Here is a 15,372-nt window from a genome sequence, read left to right as displayed (position 1 = left end):
TCGTCGTTCCAGGAAGGGATCGGCATGACCACCAGCAGCTTCAGCGTCGGCAGGTCGTCGTATGGCGACCTCCGCGGGGTCGAGCAGTTCGTCGCCACGGAGCGGATGGCGCTGCAGATCCTGTCCGTGAAGATCGACTTCGACCAGATGAAGGCCGACCAGGGCTCCGGTGACCGGCTGTCGATCAACGAGGGCAAGCGGTCCCGCGCCCGGCAGGACTACCTGTGGGCGAACCGCGTTGCGCTCGGGGTCGTCGTCGCGCCGCCGTACACGTCCCGGCACGACGAGATCCGCAACGGCAACGCGATCGACGTCGGCGTCACGATGGCCGACGGCCGGAACCGTGCCCTGACCGCTGCGGAGTTCGACTGGCTGCACACGCAGGTCGAACGCCGCGGCGGCACGTGGACGGGCCGGAACTTCGGGGAGCCGTGGCACCACGAGATGGCGACCCGCGCCGAGGTCGTCCCCCCGTACCCGAACGCCCGAGCGATCGTCGCCGCGGGCCCCACCATCAAGAGCACCACCACACCGGTAGGAGACATCGTGAACACGTTCATCATCAAGGTCGACAACGGGAAGGGTGCGTGGGACGCGTTCCTCGCCAACCCGGAGACGATGCGGATCCTCCCGCTCGGCAGCACCGCGCTCGCGTTCTGGAAGGCCCGCGGCGTCCCGGAGCAGCCGGACATGCAGGCCCGGCAGGTGCTCGCGGGGTTCGAGCTCGTCAAGGGCAAGGGGGCGTGAGCATGGTCGACGGCAAGCACGAGGCGACCAGCCTCGAAACCCAGGACATCTGGTTCAAGTCGCAGCGAGTGCTGCGAACGATCGTGCAGGTCGGCATCCCGGCGTTCATCACGTTCGCCGCGGTCCTCCCGACGATCATCAACGCGCTCGGCCTGCCGGTCGACGGCACCGTGTACCTGTGGCTGCTGTCCGCGGCGGGAGTGGTCACCGCGATCGCGGGTGCCCTGTCGCGGGTGATGGCAATCCCGGCGGTGAACGAGTGGCTGACGCACATCGGACTCGGGTCGGAGCCGAAGGCTGTGGCGGCGGAGCGGGCAGCCGCGAAGTCGCCGGACCTGCAGCCGGCACAGTTCGAACCGTCCACCGTCGACTACCGCGACGACGACAGCTCCACGGCCAAGTAGGCCGTGCCGTTCTCCCCGGGGGTGGGCCTCATGCACTGGTTCCTCGCATCGACCGTGTCCACCCCCGATTCGGCGCCGTCCGGCCTGTGGGACTGGGTGTCTGGCACCTTGTCGGTGTCGGACATCATCCAAGGCTCCGGGCTGGCGCTGATCGTCGTGCTGTTCGCCACCAGGCGGATCCTGACGATCGGAGACCACCGGGGGCGCATCGAGGACCTCGAGAAGTACCACGCCGCGGTCTTGCGCGAGAAGGACGACCGGTACGCCGAGTTGAAGGAGTCCCGCGACTTCTGGCGTGAGGCGCACGACGAGCAGTCGACGCGTGCCGACAAGGCCGAGACCGCGGTCCGCGAGCTCGGCGTCGAGTACGCGCAGCTCTCCAACCACCTGCTGGGCTCCATCGAGCAAGCCGCTGAGGTGACGCCATGAACGAGCAGACCGCCGGCCGGGAGGAAGCACGCCGCGCCCGCGACGAGGCACGGTCCGCGTCGCACCGGTTGGACATGCTCCTCGACACGATCCGCACGGGGCCGCTCGCGCAGCTGCGGCAGTCGAGGGAAGAGAACCACTTCGCGCAGAAGATGCGCGCGATCATCCGAGGGGATCAGTGATGGACGTCTGGCTGAACACGTGGGCGACGGCCCCGGCGACCGTGGCGGGCGTCTTCGCGCTCCTCACGGCGCTGCTGTACGGGCTGGGTTCGCCCTGGTACCGGTCGGTTCTCGGGACGGTGTTCTTCGGCCTGTTCGTCGGTTCCGTGCCGGTGTTCGCCCTGGTGCTGGTGCGGCGCATCGTCGCGACCATCGCGTCCGGCGGCCCGCAGACGTCCGGAGACGGGCTGGGTGCGCTCGCGTTCGCCGTGTACACGTTCGTCGCCGTCGTCTGGGTGCTGGTGTTCTTCACCGTCGTCCGTGAGCGCCGGCACACTCCGACCCCAACGCCGCCGATCGAGCGGCGTCACGACTCCCGCGCTGCGGCGCACGACTGAGAGCAGGAAGCATGGCCGTCGACTACAAGCGGATCCGGGTGCGGCGCGGAACCCTGGGCGACTTCATTGCCGCGGGGTTCATCCCCGAAGATGGTGAACCTATCGCGATCATCGGCGCGGACGGGAAGTCGAGCGGGTACAAGATCGGCAACGGTGTCGACGCTGTCGACAAGCTGCCAGCGCTCAGCAAGGGTGACGCCGGACCTCAGGGGAACCCAGGCGTGAAGGGCGACCCGGGCGGGGCTTTCACCTACGCGTCCCCAGGCATCTACAGCGCAGCGGGTGCCGTCAGCATCCCCGCCCTGACTGGCAACAGCCTCGAGTACCTGCAGCAGCAGCGCGCCCGAGCTCTGCAGTCCTGGTGGTTCGCACTCGCGAACCGCGACTACGCCCCGGCCGTTGCACGCTTCGGCCCCGGTGACAGCATCACCGAGGGGCAGGGTGCGACGACTCGTGATCGCCGCTGGGTGCAGCGAGCGCAGATGCTGCTCCGTCGTCACTTCCCGACGACCGCGCTCGGCAGCGGAGGCGGTGTCGGTTGGATCGACCCGTGGCAGATGGCGAACTCGTTCGGTCAGCCGGCCACCGTCGGCGGGAACCTTCCGGCTAATCCGGGAGGCGGCGGCAGTTACACGGACACTGGATTCGGCCTGAGCCGCCGCACGTACATCCTGAAGGCGTCGACCGACACGTGGACGATCACCGTCAAGGGCACGAGCGTCGACATCCACGGTGTGCAGGTCAACGGGGCCACCGCGACCATCACCGTCGACGGCGGGACACCGCAGACGATCTCGTTCGGCGGAAGCGGGGTGTCCGACGGGAAGGTCATTCGAGTCACCCTCGGGGCGTCCGGCGGTCACACGATCACTCTCGCTGGGGCGTCCGGGAGCTTTTACTTCTCGGGCATCTACGTCAACGACGGCGACGAGAACCAGGGCGTGCACACGTACGGCAACGGCTACTACGGGCAGTCGACCACGTTCTTCGCCAACCTGGACGCTCCGAAGCCGATTGCTGCGATCCAGCCGAGCTTGTTCGTCATCGCGCTCTCGATCAACGACTACGCGGCGAACGCGTCAGCGGCCACGGCGAAGCAGAACCTGCAGAAGATCATCGCCGCCTGCAAGGCGAACGTCACCACACCGCCGTCGTTCGTGCTCATGCCGTACTGGCTCCGCACCGGCACCTTCACCGGCGACGCCTGGTCAGCGTTCGTCGCCGCTCAGTACGAGATCGCAGCGGCCGACCCATCGGTGTGCGTCCTCGATCTGAACGCCCGCATGCCCGCCGCCAATGGGCCCGCAGCGAACCCGTACTACACGGACGGCATCCACCCCACGGACATGTCGCATGCGTTCATCGCTGACCAGCTCGTCCGGTTCCTCAGCCCCATGTGACACAACCTGAGCGCGCGGCGCATGAGCTTGTGTCGTCAGCCCCTCGAGAGGCTCCTCTGGGAGACTCCCGAGGGGCTTTTCCCCGTTGCTGGAGCGGAGCTCTTAAACGTCAGGAACCAGTTGAGCAGGAGGATGACGCCCAGCGACGCCATGGCCTGCAATAGTGACCCGCGCAGCATGATGAGGAAGTAGAACGGGACGATGCTCCCCAGCAGCGTCGGGGTCCCCGTCGCGAGGATCTGGGCGTCGAGCCGAGCATCCCACCGTCGAGCGCCGAAGCCGACGAGGATCATGCCGAGGATGAGGAGCGGCCACCCGCCGTTGATGAAGAACTCGGCCCACAGTGGTGCGGAGAGGTTCTGAAAGCTGTACCCGCGGAACTGGGCGAGCAGGACGCCGGTGTCGATCGCCTTGTCGGGCCAGATGGACCGCGGCACCCAGAAGAAGATGACTCCGAGGAGTTGGTCACCCCAGGTGATGCCGCGGACGGCGACGAAGTAGACGGCGTTGTTGATCTGGTCGAAGCTGTCGAAGTCGCCGGACAGGAGGGACTCGAGGGGGTTCTGCAGGGAGACCTTCGCGTCGAGGCTGTTGCGGAAGGTGGACGCGATGGGGAACAGGAAGAACAGGGCGCCGAGGGTGAGGACGCTGATGGTTCGGTAGCGGCGGAGGGTTCCCCAGATTCCGGCGGCGGCTAGAAACGCGAGGTAGACCGTGCCGACTGCGTAGCGCGCGCTGCTGATGGGGTTGACGATGAGCAGGAGCGTCACCGCGGTGACCGCGAGCAGGAGCAGGGGTGCTTTCGATCCGGCTCGTCGACGCTGGCGGAACAGCATGATCTGCGCGACGAGCGCGACGAGCATGCTCATGCTGGCGAAGCCGACGATCAGGGCGGCAGTCGTGTCGTCTGGGAAGACTTCGCCGAGACGTGCGCTGAATTCGAGCCGCGGGCGACCGAAGGACGCGAGACCGACCCGGGAGACGTAGAAGGCGGCGACGGCGAAGGCGAAGAGGGTGATCAGGACTACGCGTGGTGCGTGAAGGTGCTGGACTGGTCGGACGCGGATCGCTGCGTCGGGCGCCTTGATCGTTGCGAGCAAGCTGCCGAAGCAGATCGAGGCGAATCCGGCCAGGATGATGAGCACCGTCGTCGTAGCGAAGTCTTCGACAAATCCCGGGGTGGTTCCCACCTCCGCACGCATCCGGAGCTGCACCAGAGGCGCAAGTCCGAGGAAGCCGTAGACGAACACGCAGACGATCATCTCGACGAGGTGTCGTTGTCGGCTACTGATGGTCCAGCTGAACCGGGCGGCACTCGCGATGGTCATGGCGAGCGCCCCGACCCAGGCGGCGTACCCGTTGTCGGGTGTACTCAGGATGATCAGGAGCGGGACGATCCCGGCGAGCACGATGAAGGTGATCGTGCCGAGCAGCGGGCTCGGCGTCGTGCTGGTGTTGTTCACCGAGGACCCCATATCGACTGATCCTAAGCGAACCTCAGCACGCACCGTGTGCTCGCGATCATCAACCAGCGGTTGGGGATGCTGACGGTTCTCCTCGCGGCACGTCCGACGGGAGTTCCTCGATGAAACGGTCGGCGATGTGCTGGTGCCCGCTGTCGGAGGGGTGCTGACCGTCCGTCCAATAGTCCGCCGGCGACTCATAGGTGCTCGTAGGCGAGATCGAGCTAATGTAATCCGCGCCGATCGCCTGTGCAGCCGCGCTGGTCGCAGCGTCGTTCGTACGGGTGGCGGGCTTGATCTCTCCCGGGTTGACCGGGCCGTACACGACAATCTTCGCGTCGGGAACGGCAGCGCGGATCTGAACGAGCGTGTCCTTGATTGCGGAGTCGACCTGGTCGGTCGGGAACAGCAGGTCGTTCTGACTCCCGGCGATCACGACGATGTCCGGTCGAGCGGCCTTGATCTTGGCGATGCGAGAGGCGTACTGGTCAGCCTGACCTTGATCGGGGCCGCCGTTCACGTAGCCAGTTCCGCCCTGGCCGAGGTTGATCTCGATCCAGCCTTCCTTCTGTGCTACGAGCGTGGTCCAGCGCTTCGCGGGTGTTGAGGCTCCGGTGCCTTCGACGTAGGAGTCGCCGAAGAAGACCGCTCGGGGCTTGTCAGGCAGGGAGCTAGCGAAGGTAGGCGCCGGCCGAGCGGTCGCGCCGGCAGCGGGCCGGGAGTTGTTCACGTGCTGCATTGCGAGCACGACCATCGTCCCGGCAAACACCGCCAGCAACCCGATGATGATGCCCTTGTAGGAGCGACCGAACCAGTCCGTGAAGTTCCCCATAATCCCCTGATCCTAAGCGACGCTCACGATGCGCCCCGCCCCTCCTTCGAGGGTGCGGGGCGCTTTTTGTCGTTCCGACGACGAACGGCGTCGCGCCAGACCCACGCGCAATCGGCGCCCTGCCCGAACCCCCACTCGACGAGGACTGCGCGGTCGGTGTACGCGATGACGCGGCCCTCGAGCTCGAGGATGCGATCGGGGAACTGGATCCACGCCAGGACCGGGTCCGGCTGCGCCAGGTCGACCTCGGGGCCGCCGCGCGCTGCCTCGGGGAGCGAGTACGCGTCGACGAGCCGCCACCGGTCCCGCCGTCGAACTGCCACGGCGCGACGGTAGCGACTGGCCTCCGACAGTGCGTGGCCGCGGACCGCATCCGGCGGACATACCGCCCGGTGGTGGTCAGTCTGGACGAGTGGATGGGAGCGTCATGGCTGCACGGTCGTTGTACGAGAGCGAGCCCGGCGTTCCTCCGGTGCGAGTGGTGTCGCTGCGGGCTCTGCGAGCGCGCGCGAAGCGCGGTCTGTTTGAGACGGAAGTGCCCGTGTGGCCCGACTTCTTCGAGGCGCTGACGGAGCAACCCGAGCCGCGGCGCGGCTATCGGCGTCGGGGGAAGTCGAGTTCTGCCGCGGCGTCGTTCCACTGCGAGAGCGTGGTCGCTGACTTGTGTCGGTGCAGTCCCGGGTGTCCAATGCGGAGCTGGCAGCGGAAGCGCCACCACGTCGATTCGCAGCGGCGGGTCGAGGGCACGGCAGGAAGGTAGCGCCCTGACCTCCCTGTGGAGAATCGGCGTTCTCTTACCGACTGTCGCGATGCGGTCCGCGGCTAACGGGGTGCTCCGTGACCGGCTCGAGGCCGTCGACGAAGTCGTGCAGGAACTCGTCGAGGTCGAAGGGCCGCAGCTCGGCGTTCAGGTCGTCGCGTTCTGAACTCATGCAGACACGGTACGCGGGATTGCTAGACAGCCTAGGGATCATCTGTCGGAAGTGGACGAGCGCGACTCCGCTCGAGGGGCGACGGAGCCTCATCGCACTCAGGCTCGCTACTGCACCATGTACGTTGCTTGTCCGCGCTATGGGGCGTATTGCTAGCATGTACACAGGTGAGGCACAGATGCGCCGAGGGGCGGCGCACAGGGGAGCCTCCCGGAAGCGAACTGCTATGTCTCTGACGACATCTATGCCAGGTAGACGGCGGAGGCTTACCTCCGTCCTGCTCCTGCTCACTCTCGTCTCGGTGGTCCTTTCGACCATCGTTCTCGTAAGCCCTCAGCAAGCTCGCGCGGCCGCCGCTTGTGGCGCGTCGTGCGAGAACATCTCCGGTGACAGCGCGGCGCTCGCCAAGCAGCTCGTTGCGTTCAAGAACGCAGGCCAATTCGAGGCGTCCGCGGGAGGATCGGGCAACAACGACCTCTTCAACAACGAGATCGTTCCGATCGCCAACGGTTCCCCGACTCCTACCTGCAAGGTGGACGTCCGGATCCTGCAGACGATGGTCATCCTCGTCAAGCAGTACGGCTTCGTGCAGGTCAACGACCTCAACCGAGAGTGCAAGACGATGAGCCACCCGTACACGTGTGCTCAGAACCCGCGCTCACTGCACTGCATTGACCCAGCCGTCGCGATCGACTTCGGTGGCATCGGATCCCGGAACAACGTCAATGGGTCGAGCTCCCAGACCAAGAGTCTGCTCACCTTCCTCGACACCTTCCTGCCGCGCGGTAGTCAGGCTGGCCAGGTCCAGTGCCGGTCCACGTGGTCGTTCTCAAACATCACCCGCCAGTTCGACGACACGTGCAACCACCAGCACGTCGACCTGAGCGGAGTGGGCACAGGGCTCACCCTGCCCGCTGCCGTCGCGCCCACCCAGAACCGTGCCAACAAGCTGTTCCCAAGCGGCCCCATCGGCTACAACAGCAGCAACGATGCCGAGGTCTTCGCCATCAGCTCCGGCGGCGACGTCGTTCACAACTACTCCACTCCCGGCCAAGGCACAGGCTGGAGCGGCTTCAGCTCGCTGCAGGGCAGCTCCAACACGAAGGTCACCACAGGCAAGAACAGCGCCGGCAACGCCGAGGTCTTCGCCATCGGCGGAGGCGGTGTGATCTTCCACAAGTGGTTCATCCCCGGCACCGGTTGGAGCGACTGGAACTCACTCGGCAAGACCGGCTTCACGGACATGGCGTTGAGCTACAACGTCGACGGCAACGAGGTCCTCTACGCAATCGGCGACGGTGGCGTGATGTGGCAAGCCTGGTACGACTCGGCAAAGGGCTGGACCGGCTGGAGCTCCCTCGGCGGTGATCACTGGACCGATGTGACGACCGGATTCAACCGGAACGGCGAGCCGGAGATCTTCGCTATCGGTGGTGGCGGTCGCGTATTCCACAAGTGGTTCACGAAGGGAGTCGGCTGGAACGACTGGTCCCTCGTGAACTCGACCGGTGGCTTCACGAAGATCACCCTTGCCTACAACGCAGCAGGTGACGAGGAGCTCTTCGGGATCGGCTCCGGCGGCGCAATCTCGCACGCCTGGTACGACAGCTCCGCTGGCTGGACCGCTTGGAACCAGTTGCAGGGTGGCCCAAGCTACAAGGGCCTCGCGGTCGGCGTCAACGCCCTCGGCTTCACTGAAGTGTTCGGCCTCGGAACCGACGGTGCGCTCTACAACACCTGGTACGACTCGGCCAACGGCTGGGGCACCCTGACCAAGTTCGCCAACGGTCCGTTCGTCGATGTCGCGGTCGGCTACAACGCCCAGGACCGCGAGGAAGTCTTCACGATCGGCACTGACGGCCAGGCGTACCACAAGTACGCGACGCCAGGCGAGGGAACCGGGTGGAGCAACGTCATCCCCCTCGGCGGCACCGGGCTGCGCTGGGGCTGATTCGATCACCTGATCCATGCACCGGCGTGTGACGCCCCCTCTCTCAACTATGAAAGGGGGCGTCACCCGTATCCGCAGTCTCGAGTTCGACAGTCGGTCAGCGGTCGCGCGGCCGAGCCGTCCGCACTGTGACGGTGTTACGGGGCACCCACGCGCGCTGCAGGCGCCCCTGCCAGGAGATCTCCACGAACACAGCGACGTCGGACAGTGCGACCGCGAACGCCTTCACCTCGGCGAGCACGCCGATCTGGTCGAAGCGGAGGTTGTGCACGGTGACCGGCTGCGGCGGGTCGACGGGGTCGGGGCTGCCGACTTGGTCAAGGCGCAGCAACTCGGCAGCGGCGACCGCGAGGTCCTGATGCTCAGGCGGTGCTTGCTTCCTTGATCATCGGCGGCCGGTCCGACATCTGCTCTTCGCAGCATCCGCTCGCGATAGGCGCAAGCCCAGAGAGACAGCTTCCGGGTCATGGAGGCGGTGATCGACCAGACCTGCTTCGGGGAGAGCGTCCGGGGCGGGCACGAGGCCTCCTCTACGATCGGCTCAGGCTCGCCGAGAGGGGACAGCGATGTGGAGTGACGTGCTCGAGTGGTTCGACGTACATGGCGGCGGAGTGAGTGCCTTCGCTGCGATCCTCACCGCCGTGGTCGCGATCATCACTCTGATCGCGGCCGGGCAGGACAGCCGCCGACGGAGCCAGCCGATGATCGTCGCCGAGCTCCGGTACGCGCCCGACTCGGACACTGCGCTTGACCTCGTCGTCCGGAATGCCGGGCCCACAGTTGCGCGGCACATCAGCGTCGAGTTCGAACCCCCACTCGACGTGCCGCCCGTCGGTGCAGACGGCGAGGGGGCGGCCATCGGTTACGTCGTCCGGCGCTACGAGAACCCCATTCCGATGATGGGCCCGGGCCAGGAGCTCTCGAACACTTGGTACGTCGCGCATTACCCAGGTGGCAAGCTAGCGAACGCTGAGCCAGCCCCAGAACGCGTCACCGTGCGGGTGAAGTGCCGAGGCATCGGTCGGCGCTGGCTGCGGTGGTCCTACCCGATCGACGACAAGGCGATGACGTTCGCGACGAGCACGACATCGTCTTCCTCTTTTAAGGGCCGCCTCGCGTCGATCAGCAACTCGCTCGAGTCGATCGCTAGGGCCGTCCCGAAGCGGACTGGCAGGTAGTACCTGGCCGGGGCAGAACTCGTACACACCCGGACCGGCGCGTCTAGCCGGAACCGCCACTGGCGGAGCGTGCCGCTGGTTACTCCGATCAGTGCGGTCACCTCAGCCGGTGTCATCCACTCATCGTCATCGCTCACGCTGATCGCGGTGGCCAGTAGTTGGTGGTGTCGCCGTGCTCGTCGCGGAGCTCGTACTGAGTCACGACAGCACCTGGGCCGGAGACGGCGTGAACGACCGTCCAACCGAGCGGGACAGTGTCGCCGGGGTAGTCGATGCGGGTGCCGTCAGCAGGGCCCTCGTGGAGCAGCAGCGTCTTCATGGGGGAACGGTAGCGCGGCGGGTTCTGCCGGTTCGGCATGGGCGAACGCTTTGGACAAGTCCTCCATAGCGTGTCGTGTCATCCACCCGCTACGGTCAGTGGACAATCTGTGCACAACGGCCAGATTTCGGTGGATAACGTGTGGACAACAGTGTGGAGGTGATCAGCGTGACGACGACAGCGATCGACGTTGCCGCGTACATCCGGACACGCGTCCGGGCTGACATGTGGTCCCTGCAGAAGCTGACCTATCTGTCTCAGGCATGGTCGCTCGGCATCAACGGGCGCCCCCTGTTTGCGGAGACCATCGAGGCATGGCGTGATGGTCCCGTTGTCCGGAGCCTGTACCGCAAGGATCGCCATGAGTTCGTCCCCGCATACGCCGGAACCCTCTCGCGGGAGGACACCGCCCTGATCGATGCTGTCCTAACGCAGTACAAGGGCTTGAGCTCTGACCAGTTGATCAACCTGACTCACCAGGACAAGCCCTGGATCGACGCTCGAGGTGGCGCCCCGGCGTGGGTGGCCACGAACACGGCTATGAGCACCGGGGAAATTCGGAAGCTCTACACCGCACGCACCATCGCGGGCCGGGATGTGCCGGCACCCGTCACTGTCGGCGTCGCCGCGTCTGACGAGTCGGTTCGAGTTGCGGCCGACTCGGTGATCAGTCGTTGGCGGACAGCTCTTGACCTCCTAGCGACGCGGTGAGGCCAGAACTCACCGTCGAGCAGGTCATTCTCATCCACGACAGCATGGTCGACGCCCCGGTCACGGACCGCGGGAAGCTTGAGTCGGGGGTGCGCCGGGCGTTTCACGGCATGGGCGGGCAGTACTTCTACGTCAGCATCTGGGCGCAGACTGCTGCGCTGATCCATGGAATTGCGGCCGCGCACGGCTTCTTCGACGGCAACAAGCGCACTGCGTGGACCGCAGGGATGACGCTGCTCGAGCTGAACGGGGTCCGCCTACGGCGAATCCCGGACGAAGAGACCGCGAACTACATGGTCGAGATCACCGAGGGTCTGCACACCATTGACCAGATCGCGCTCACTCTGGCCGGCTACGCCGACTGACCGTCAGCATGCAACACGAAAGCGCGCCCACCTCGACCTGAGATGGGCGCGCTTTTGTGTGTCAGGACAAGTTGGCCAACAGGCCCGGGTAAAGATGCAGTAGCTCGCGAAGGTTCGCCTGGCTCTGCCCATCCCCGCCGAGCTCCACGGTGTCACCGGAACGGAACGTCAGGTGCAGAGCGGTCGCGGCGTGGTCCGCGGACCCCTCCTGGAAGACGTTCGGCGCTTGCGTCAGCTCCACCTTCGAGATGGCGGAGCGCGACCAGCTGTCGGTGCCGATCGTTTCGTCGTCCTCCGCCCACGCTTTGTGCACGTGCGTTGCGGTCAGGGCGAGGACGTGTGTCGTATCGGCAAGGAATCGTGCCTCGGCGTACTGGAATGATCCTTCTCCGATGGAGAGCGCGAGCCCGCTGAGGAGACGCTGCGCCACGGACGCACGACCGGACCAACGCTTGCCGTCCGCCCAGCCGTACGACTGCGCGGCCAGCACCCGGTTCAGCTCTTCAGCGACCCGCTTCGCGGCACTCACTGGGCGAACACCTGGTCATCGGCGGGCGTGTAGGTCCAGTTCCGAATGTCGATCGGCACACCGGCCGTCACGAAAATCACCCGAGACCCAGCGGCAGTTGGCAAGGAGACCCATCCTCCACCGACTCGGCAGGCCTCGAGGATCTCGTCCTCGACCTTGTCGGTGTCGGAGTTGTCGCGCAGGTCGATTGTCTGCGCGCCGTAGGTAACTGCGGATTTGAAGGTAGCGGTAGCCATCAGCGGTGCTCCTTCGGGTGCTTGTGGTCGATCTGGTGGTGCGTCATCGGCTCCCCCTTCTTAGCGGTGTGGAACGTTGAGCCTATTGACAGGTGTAACGAGCGGACTAGCCCTCGAACGGGGCGCGCGAACGCGGACCAGTGCCAACCAGCTACTGCGCCATTGGTCGGGCGCTTCGGGTTTCGCTTTCGCGCGAACGCGACGACCCGCACAGGTACCAGTTCGGACATGACTGGGCCCCCGCCCAGAAGGACGGGGCCCTTCAGCGAAGGTGTGTGCGCACTCCCACCTCCGGCAACGTACAGGCTGAGGACTCAGCGCGGCATCGGGAGCGATCGAGCCAATGCTGCGATGGAGCGCCTTCGGAAGCCGGCGCCCAGAGCGGAACTGACAAGAGCTCTCGTACGGTCGATAGCGAGGGCCATGAAGTCGATCTACAGAATCATCATCGGGGGCGCCGAGATCGCTCTTGACCCGAATCAGGCATGGGATGACAAGCAGCTTCGTGACCATCTTGCGTCGCCGACTCCCGTCACGCTCAAGACCGCCGACGCCGGGACCGTGACGTTCATCCCTGGGCCCGGCATCGCAATCGTCCGGGAGCTCCTGCTCTGAGGGGGTGGGGGCGCCTTAGCTGGTCTGCTCCTGACGAATCAGTCGTCCCGGGCGGACGGCAGCTATGGTGCTCCGCATGGCTAACGGCGATCTTCGAGCAGAGCAGGTGGATCCGCGGGACGTGCAGGTCGAGGTAGATGATCCGGTCTACCGGGTCTACTTCACCGATGAAGGCGGCGCGAGCGACGAGTACCGACTGACCGGCGCGACAGACGTGCGGGAAGTACTCAGATGGGGAACCGCGAACGCGGCCGGACGCTCGTTCCAGCTCTTCGTCGAGACCGACGGAGCTGGTGGCCGACGGCTCGATCTCCTCGCCACAGTGAGCTGAAAGACGAGAAGAGGGGCCGACTGCAGTCAGCGGTCGGCCCCTCTTCTCTTGGTGTGAATGCGTTATGGCACGTAGATGAAGGCAGAGGCCGCGGCGCCGATGTTGAACGGCTTCAGCGGCGGAGCAGCCTGCCCGGAGTGAGAGCCGCGGAAGTACGCGTTCCTGGCGATGTGGGTCGCCGACCCCTGGGCCGGCACGTACCAGGTCTGCGACATCAGCCCGTTGGGATCCGCTGCCACGTTTTGGACGTAGTTCGACTCCGCGACGATCTGCAGTGAGTTGATGCTGTTGTGGGTCGTCCGGCCGAGCAGGGACTCGACGCGGATCGGAACGGTCGCCGTCGGGCCCTTGCAGGTGACTCGGGTCTTCGCGATGACGCTGGCGGCGCCCTTCGACCAGTGCGGGTTGTCGGTCTTGCCGTTGCAGACCCACGTGGCCTGTGCGGCAAAGATGCGGGTCTTGCCGGCTGCGTCGGTGTACTTGCCCGCCGGAACGGTGAACGTCGATGTCGACGTGTCTTCCGGCCCGGTGAGTGCCTGCAGCGCGAACTGCGGCAGCTGTTCCGGTGCTACTGCTTCGTCGGCTTGTGCCGGCCCAGCGATCAGGATCGGCAGGGCGACAGCGGCAGCAAGCCCCAGACCCGCGAGCGGCTTCATGAACTTCATGGTGTGACCTTCCCCTGAGAGCGTGATCGCGCCGGCCCCTCCGGCTGTGCCCTCTCCATCGCAGACTGCCCCCGCGGAAGGTCAGCAGCAATGCACGGCCGGCGATTCCATCCCCGAGGAGGACCGTGGCCTAGTCGGGTGACCAAGTCGATGGCCATCGGGGGAGTGCCGGGCTCGGCCTGCCGGTCAGACTGGGGGAGCGACTTTTCACTGTCCGGGCGCGAGCCGAGTGGTCTGCTCGAGCAGACGGCCATCTGCTGTCTGCACCGCGACCCACTGCAGTGCGGGGAGCTGGTCCTGGCTGAGCCGCATGATGTTCTTAGCTAGCTGCTCAACCTCCGCCTCCGACGTCTCCAGAGCGGCGACTTGGATGGTGACGTGCACGATTCCGGGCGCCTAGTCCTCGAGGTGAGAGATTCGCCAGTTCAGCAGCGCCGGGTCGTGACCCTCCGTACCGGAGAGGCCGTCGGTGAAGTTGGTCACGCCCCATGCCGTCTTGAGCTCGGCATCGACCTGTTCAGCCAGCGGTGCGGCAGGAGCGTGCTCCGCCTGGCGGGTGGGGGCGGTGGGTGACGGCTGAGTCGTCTCTCGAGTCGGCGTCGACGCAGCGGCGGTCATGGACGGGACTGCGCTCGGTTCGTCTCCCGCGGCGGTCGCGACGCCGCCGATGGCCAGCAGGGCCAGCGTTCCGCCCGCGATCCAAGTCAACTTGGTCGGGCGTCTGCGGTCATCGAGGAGACGAAGTGCCATCTGGTCATGCTTGCGGACGCTGATCGCCTCGTACATCCCCTGGTATGGGTGCCGGCGGCTTCGGGAAGCTACGCCGACGGGCCGACACCAGATCGTGACCCAGCGCGTGTCCAACGAGCGATAGCGTCACGCGCGAACGAGGAGGTTCGCTATGCCGAAGGGCAATGACAACGACCGGTACGTCGTCCCCAACAACGACCGCGGCGGGTGGGACGTGAAGAAAGAGAACGCGCAGCGAGCATCGGCGCACGCCAGAACGCAGGCCGAAGCGGAAGCTCGGGCGAAGGAGATTGCGGAGAACGCAGGCGGCGGAGACGTCCGCGTGCAGCGCCGCGATGGCCGTTGGCGCGATAGCGACACGACGCCGAGTGGGAACGAGTCTAGGAAACGCGATACCAAGCATTGACGTAAGACCCCCTCGGGTTCCTTCGGGAGCTCGAGGGGGTTTCTAGTCGTTCGATAGTGCTACTCGAGCATCTTCTTCTGTGCGCGTGCAATCGCGTGGAGCGCGAAGCCGATGGACTCGATCGCGGTGGCTAGGTCACGTTCGGGACCGAGCGCCACAGGCTTGGCCTTCTGGGAGAAGCTGATCACGTTGTTGGCGTTGACCATCGCGTTTTCGAGATCCTGGACGGCGCCATACTTGTCGGGCATGGGAGCCCCTTTCTTTTGGTGGTTGACCGCAGCGTAGCGAGACGGATCGCTCTGCGGCCGCGCGGTGTGATTGTCCAGGCCTGATTCTTCTGGCGCCCGATCGAACGGACGTCTATACCCAACCCCCTTCGCCTGACCCGGCGGGGATACTGGGTGCATGGATCGAGCTCACCGCAGGAGTTCCCGGGACCGTTCCCGCTCGAGCGCACCGCGTTGCCGACGACCGCGTCCCCTGACGTGCCGGAAGCACCCGAACGCGCTGAGTGTGGATTCCTTCGACGGGCTCGGCGACCGCACATCGT

Annotated in this window: 24 protein-coding genes; 13 read left to right on the top strand and 11 right to left on the bottom strand. The window is 65.8% G+C overall.

Annotated features, from left to right (window positions below; all coding sequences use genetic code 11):
- The first annotated feature begins 24 nt into the window (after positions 1 to 24).
- Genes FB462_RS10205 through FB462_RS10180 form a run of 6 tightly spaced genes read left to right on the top strand, consistent with a single transcriptional unit; the run spans position 25 to position 3,539 of the window.
- On the top strand, positions 25 to 747 hold the full coding sequence (locus tag FB462_RS10205; protein ID WP_141861721.1) for a M15 family metallopeptidase: 723 nt from the start codon (positions 25 to 27) through the stop codon (positions 745 to 747).
- Entirely contained in the window at positions 744 to 1,151 is a 408-nt protein-coding gene (locus FB462_RS10200) for a hypothetical protein (RefSeq protein ID WP_141861720.1), read from the top strand. The genes FB462_RS10205 and FB462_RS10200 overlap by 4 nt, the downstream gene beginning before the upstream one ends.
- Positions 1,152 to 1,181: 30 nt before the next feature.
- Entirely contained in the window at positions 1,182 to 1,580 is a 399-nt protein-coding gene (locus tag FB462_RS10195; protein ID WP_167510084.1) for a hypothetical protein, read from the top strand.
- On the top strand, positions 1,577 to 1,762 hold the full coding sequence (locus tag FB462_RS10190; protein WP_141861716.1) for a hypothetical protein: 186 nt from the start codon (positions 1,577 to 1,579) through the stop codon (positions 1,760 to 1,762). The genes FB462_RS10195 and FB462_RS10190 overlap by 4 nt, the downstream gene beginning before the upstream one ends.
- Entirely contained in the window at positions 1,762 to 2,139 is a 378-nt protein-coding gene (locus tag FB462_RS10185; protein ID WP_141861714.1) for a putative phage holin, read from the top strand. The genes FB462_RS10190 and FB462_RS10185 overlap by 1 nt, the downstream gene beginning before the upstream one ends.
- An 11-nt stretch (positions 2,140 to 2,150) precedes the next feature.
- Positions 2,151 to 3,539 carry an SGNH/GDSL hydrolase family protein gene (locus tag FB462_RS10180; RefSeq protein ID WP_141861712.1) on the top strand — a complete coding sequence of 463 codons (1,389 nt, stop codon included), beginning with the start codon at positions 2,151 to 2,153 and terminating at the stop codon, positions 3,537 to 3,539.
- A 35-nt stretch (positions 3,540 to 3,574) separates the two neighbouring features.
- On the opposite strand, the gene FB462_RS10175 is transcribed toward FB462_RS10180, so the two are convergent.
- The 4 genes from FB462_RS10175 to FB462_RS17375 form a co-directional block, all read right to left on the bottom strand.
- Positions 3,575 to 5,002, bottom strand: coding sequence for an oligosaccharide repeat unit polymerase (locus FB462_RS10175; RefSeq protein ID WP_167510083.1), 1,428 nt, complete (start codon positions 5,000 to 5,002; stop codon positions 3,575 to 3,577).
- 61 nt (positions 5,003 to 5,063) lie between these two features.
- Entirely contained in the window at positions 5,064 to 5,834 is a 771-nt protein-coding gene (locus tag FB462_RS10170; protein ID WP_141861707.1) for an SGNH/GDSL hydrolase family protein, read from the bottom strand.
- Between the two features lie 23 nt (positions 5,835 to 5,857).
- Positions 5,858 to 6,157, bottom strand: coding sequence for a hypothetical protein (locus tag FB462_RS10165; RefSeq protein ID WP_141861705.1), 300 nt, complete (start codon positions 6,155 to 6,157; stop codon positions 5,858 to 5,860).
- A 471-nt stretch (positions 6,158 to 6,628) separates the two neighbouring features.
- The gene (locus FB462_RS17375) at positions 6,629 to 6,766 is read right to left on the bottom strand and encodes a hypothetical protein (protein ID WP_167510082.1); all 138 of its coding nucleotides are present in this window, start codon (positions 6,764 to 6,766) and stop codon (positions 6,629 to 6,631) included.
- A gap of 301 nt (positions 6,767 to 7,067) precedes the next feature.
- Between FB462_RS17375 and FB462_RS10160 the strand changes: the two genes are divergently transcribed.
- The gene (locus FB462_RS10160) at positions 7,068 to 8,717 is read left to right on the top strand and encodes a PLL family lectin (RefSeq protein WP_141861703.1); all 1,650 of its coding nucleotides are present in this window, start codon (positions 7,068 to 7,070) and stop codon (positions 8,715 to 8,717) included.
- A gap of 97 nt (positions 8,718 to 8,814) precedes the next feature.
- On the opposite strand, the gene FB462_RS10155 is transcribed toward FB462_RS10160, so the two are convergent.
- Positions 8,815 to 9,048 (bottom strand): hypothetical protein, encoded by a 234-nt coding sequence (locus tag FB462_RS10155; protein WP_141861701.1) that lies wholly within the window; start codon positions 9,046 to 9,048, stop codon positions 8,815 to 8,817.
- 247 nt (positions 9,049 to 9,295) lie between these two features.
- On the opposite strand from FB462_RS10155, the gene FB462_RS10150 reads away from it, so the two are divergent.
- The gene (locus FB462_RS10150; protein ID WP_167510081.1) at positions 9,296 to 9,895 is read left to right on the top strand and encodes a hypothetical protein; all 600 of its coding nucleotides are present in this window, start codon (positions 9,296 to 9,298) and stop codon (positions 9,893 to 9,895) included.
- A gap of 133 nt (positions 9,896 to 10,028) precedes the next feature.
- Here FB462_RS10150 and FB462_RS10145 read toward each other — a convergent pair whose 3' ends face one another.
- Positions 10,029 to 10,214, bottom strand: a complete 186-nt coding sequence (locus FB462_RS10145) for a hypothetical protein (RefSeq protein WP_141861697.1) — start codon at positions 10,212 to 10,214, stop codon at positions 10,029 to 10,031.
- Positions 10,215 to 10,373: 159 nt separating this feature from the next.
- Here FB462_RS10145 and FB462_RS10140 point away from each other — a divergent pair, with 159 nt between their 5' ends.
- Together FB462_RS10140 and FB462_RS10135 are read left to right on the top strand one after the other, a co-directional pair.
- A complete protein-coding gene (locus FB462_RS10140) occupies positions 10,374 to 10,925 on the top strand; it encodes a Panacea domain-containing protein (protein WP_141861695.1) in 552 nt (183 codons plus the stop codon).
- Positions 10,922 to 11,290 (top strand): type II toxin-antitoxin system death-on-curing family toxin, encoded by a 369-nt coding sequence (locus FB462_RS10135; RefSeq protein WP_141861693.1) that lies wholly within the window; start codon positions 10,922 to 10,924, stop codon positions 11,288 to 11,290. Before FB462_RS10140 ends, FB462_RS10135 begins: the two co-directional genes overlap by 4 nt.
- A 61-nt stretch (positions 11,291 to 11,351) precedes the next feature.
- Here FB462_RS10135 and FB462_RS10130 read toward each other — a convergent pair whose 3' ends face one another.
- Both FB462_RS10130 and FB462_RS10125 read right to left on the bottom strand, forming a co-directional pair.
- Positions 11,352 to 11,819 (bottom strand): hypothetical protein, encoded by a 468-nt coding sequence (locus FB462_RS10130; protein ID WP_141861691.1) that lies wholly within the window; start codon positions 11,817 to 11,819, stop codon positions 11,352 to 11,354.
- On the bottom strand, positions 11,816 to 12,055 hold the full coding sequence (locus FB462_RS10125; RefSeq protein WP_141861689.1) for a hypothetical protein: 240 nt from the start codon (positions 12,053 to 12,055) through the stop codon (positions 11,816 to 11,818). Before FB462_RS10125 ends, FB462_RS10130 begins: the two co-directional genes overlap by 4 nt.
- Positions 12,056 to 12,478: 423 nt before the next feature.
- On the opposite strand from FB462_RS10125, the gene FB462_RS10120 reads away from it, so the two are divergent.
- Both FB462_RS10120 and FB462_RS10115 read left to right on the top strand, forming a co-directional pair.
- Positions 12,479 to 12,670: a hypothetical protein gene (locus tag FB462_RS10120; protein WP_141861687.1), complete on the top strand. Its 192-nt coding sequence runs from the start codon at positions 12,479 to 12,481 to the stop codon at positions 12,668 to 12,670.
- A 76-nt stretch (positions 12,671 to 12,746) separates the two neighbouring features.
- Complete coding sequence (locus FB462_RS10115; protein WP_141861685.1) at positions 12,747 to 13,001, top strand: hypothetical protein; 255 nt, start codon at positions 12,747 to 12,749, stop codon at positions 12,999 to 13,001.
- Between the two features lie 62 nt (positions 13,002 to 13,063).
- Here FB462_RS10115 and FB462_RS10110 read toward each other — a convergent pair whose 3' ends face one another.
- Positions 13,064 to 13,666 (bottom strand): hypothetical protein, encoded by a 603-nt coding sequence (locus FB462_RS10110; RefSeq protein WP_141861683.1) that lies wholly within the window; start codon positions 13,664 to 13,666, stop codon positions 13,064 to 13,066.
- Positions 13,667 to 14,062: 396 nt separating this feature from the next.
- Positions 14,063 to 14,452 (bottom strand): hypothetical protein, encoded by a 390-nt coding sequence (locus FB462_RS10105; RefSeq protein WP_167510080.1) that lies wholly within the window; start codon positions 14,450 to 14,452, stop codon positions 14,063 to 14,065.
- Positions 14,453 to 14,567: 115 nt separating this feature from the next.
- On the opposite strand from FB462_RS10105, the gene FB462_RS10100 reads away from it, so the two are divergent.
- Positions 14,568 to 14,822: a DUF2188 domain-containing protein gene (locus FB462_RS10100; protein ID WP_141861679.1), complete on the top strand. Its 255-nt coding sequence runs from the start codon at positions 14,568 to 14,570 to the stop codon at positions 14,820 to 14,822.
- Between the two features lie 59 nt (positions 14,823 to 14,881).
- Here FB462_RS10100 and FB462_RS10095 read toward each other — a convergent pair whose 3' ends face one another.
- Positions 14,882 to 15,070 carry a hypothetical protein gene (locus FB462_RS10095; RefSeq protein ID WP_141861677.1) on the bottom strand — a complete coding sequence of 63 codons (189 nt, stop codon included), beginning with the start codon at positions 15,068 to 15,070 and terminating at the stop codon, positions 14,882 to 14,884.
- Between the last annotated feature and the right edge of the window lie 302 nt (positions 15,071 to 15,372).

Source organism: Curtobacterium citreum (genome assembly GCF_006715175.1).
Lineage (GTDB): Bacteria > Actinomycetota > Actinomycetes > Actinomycetales > Microbacteriaceae > Curtobacterium > Curtobacterium citreum.
Note: the sequence above shows the minus strand (reverse complement) of the source record. Positions and strands in the feature narration are given on the sequence as shown.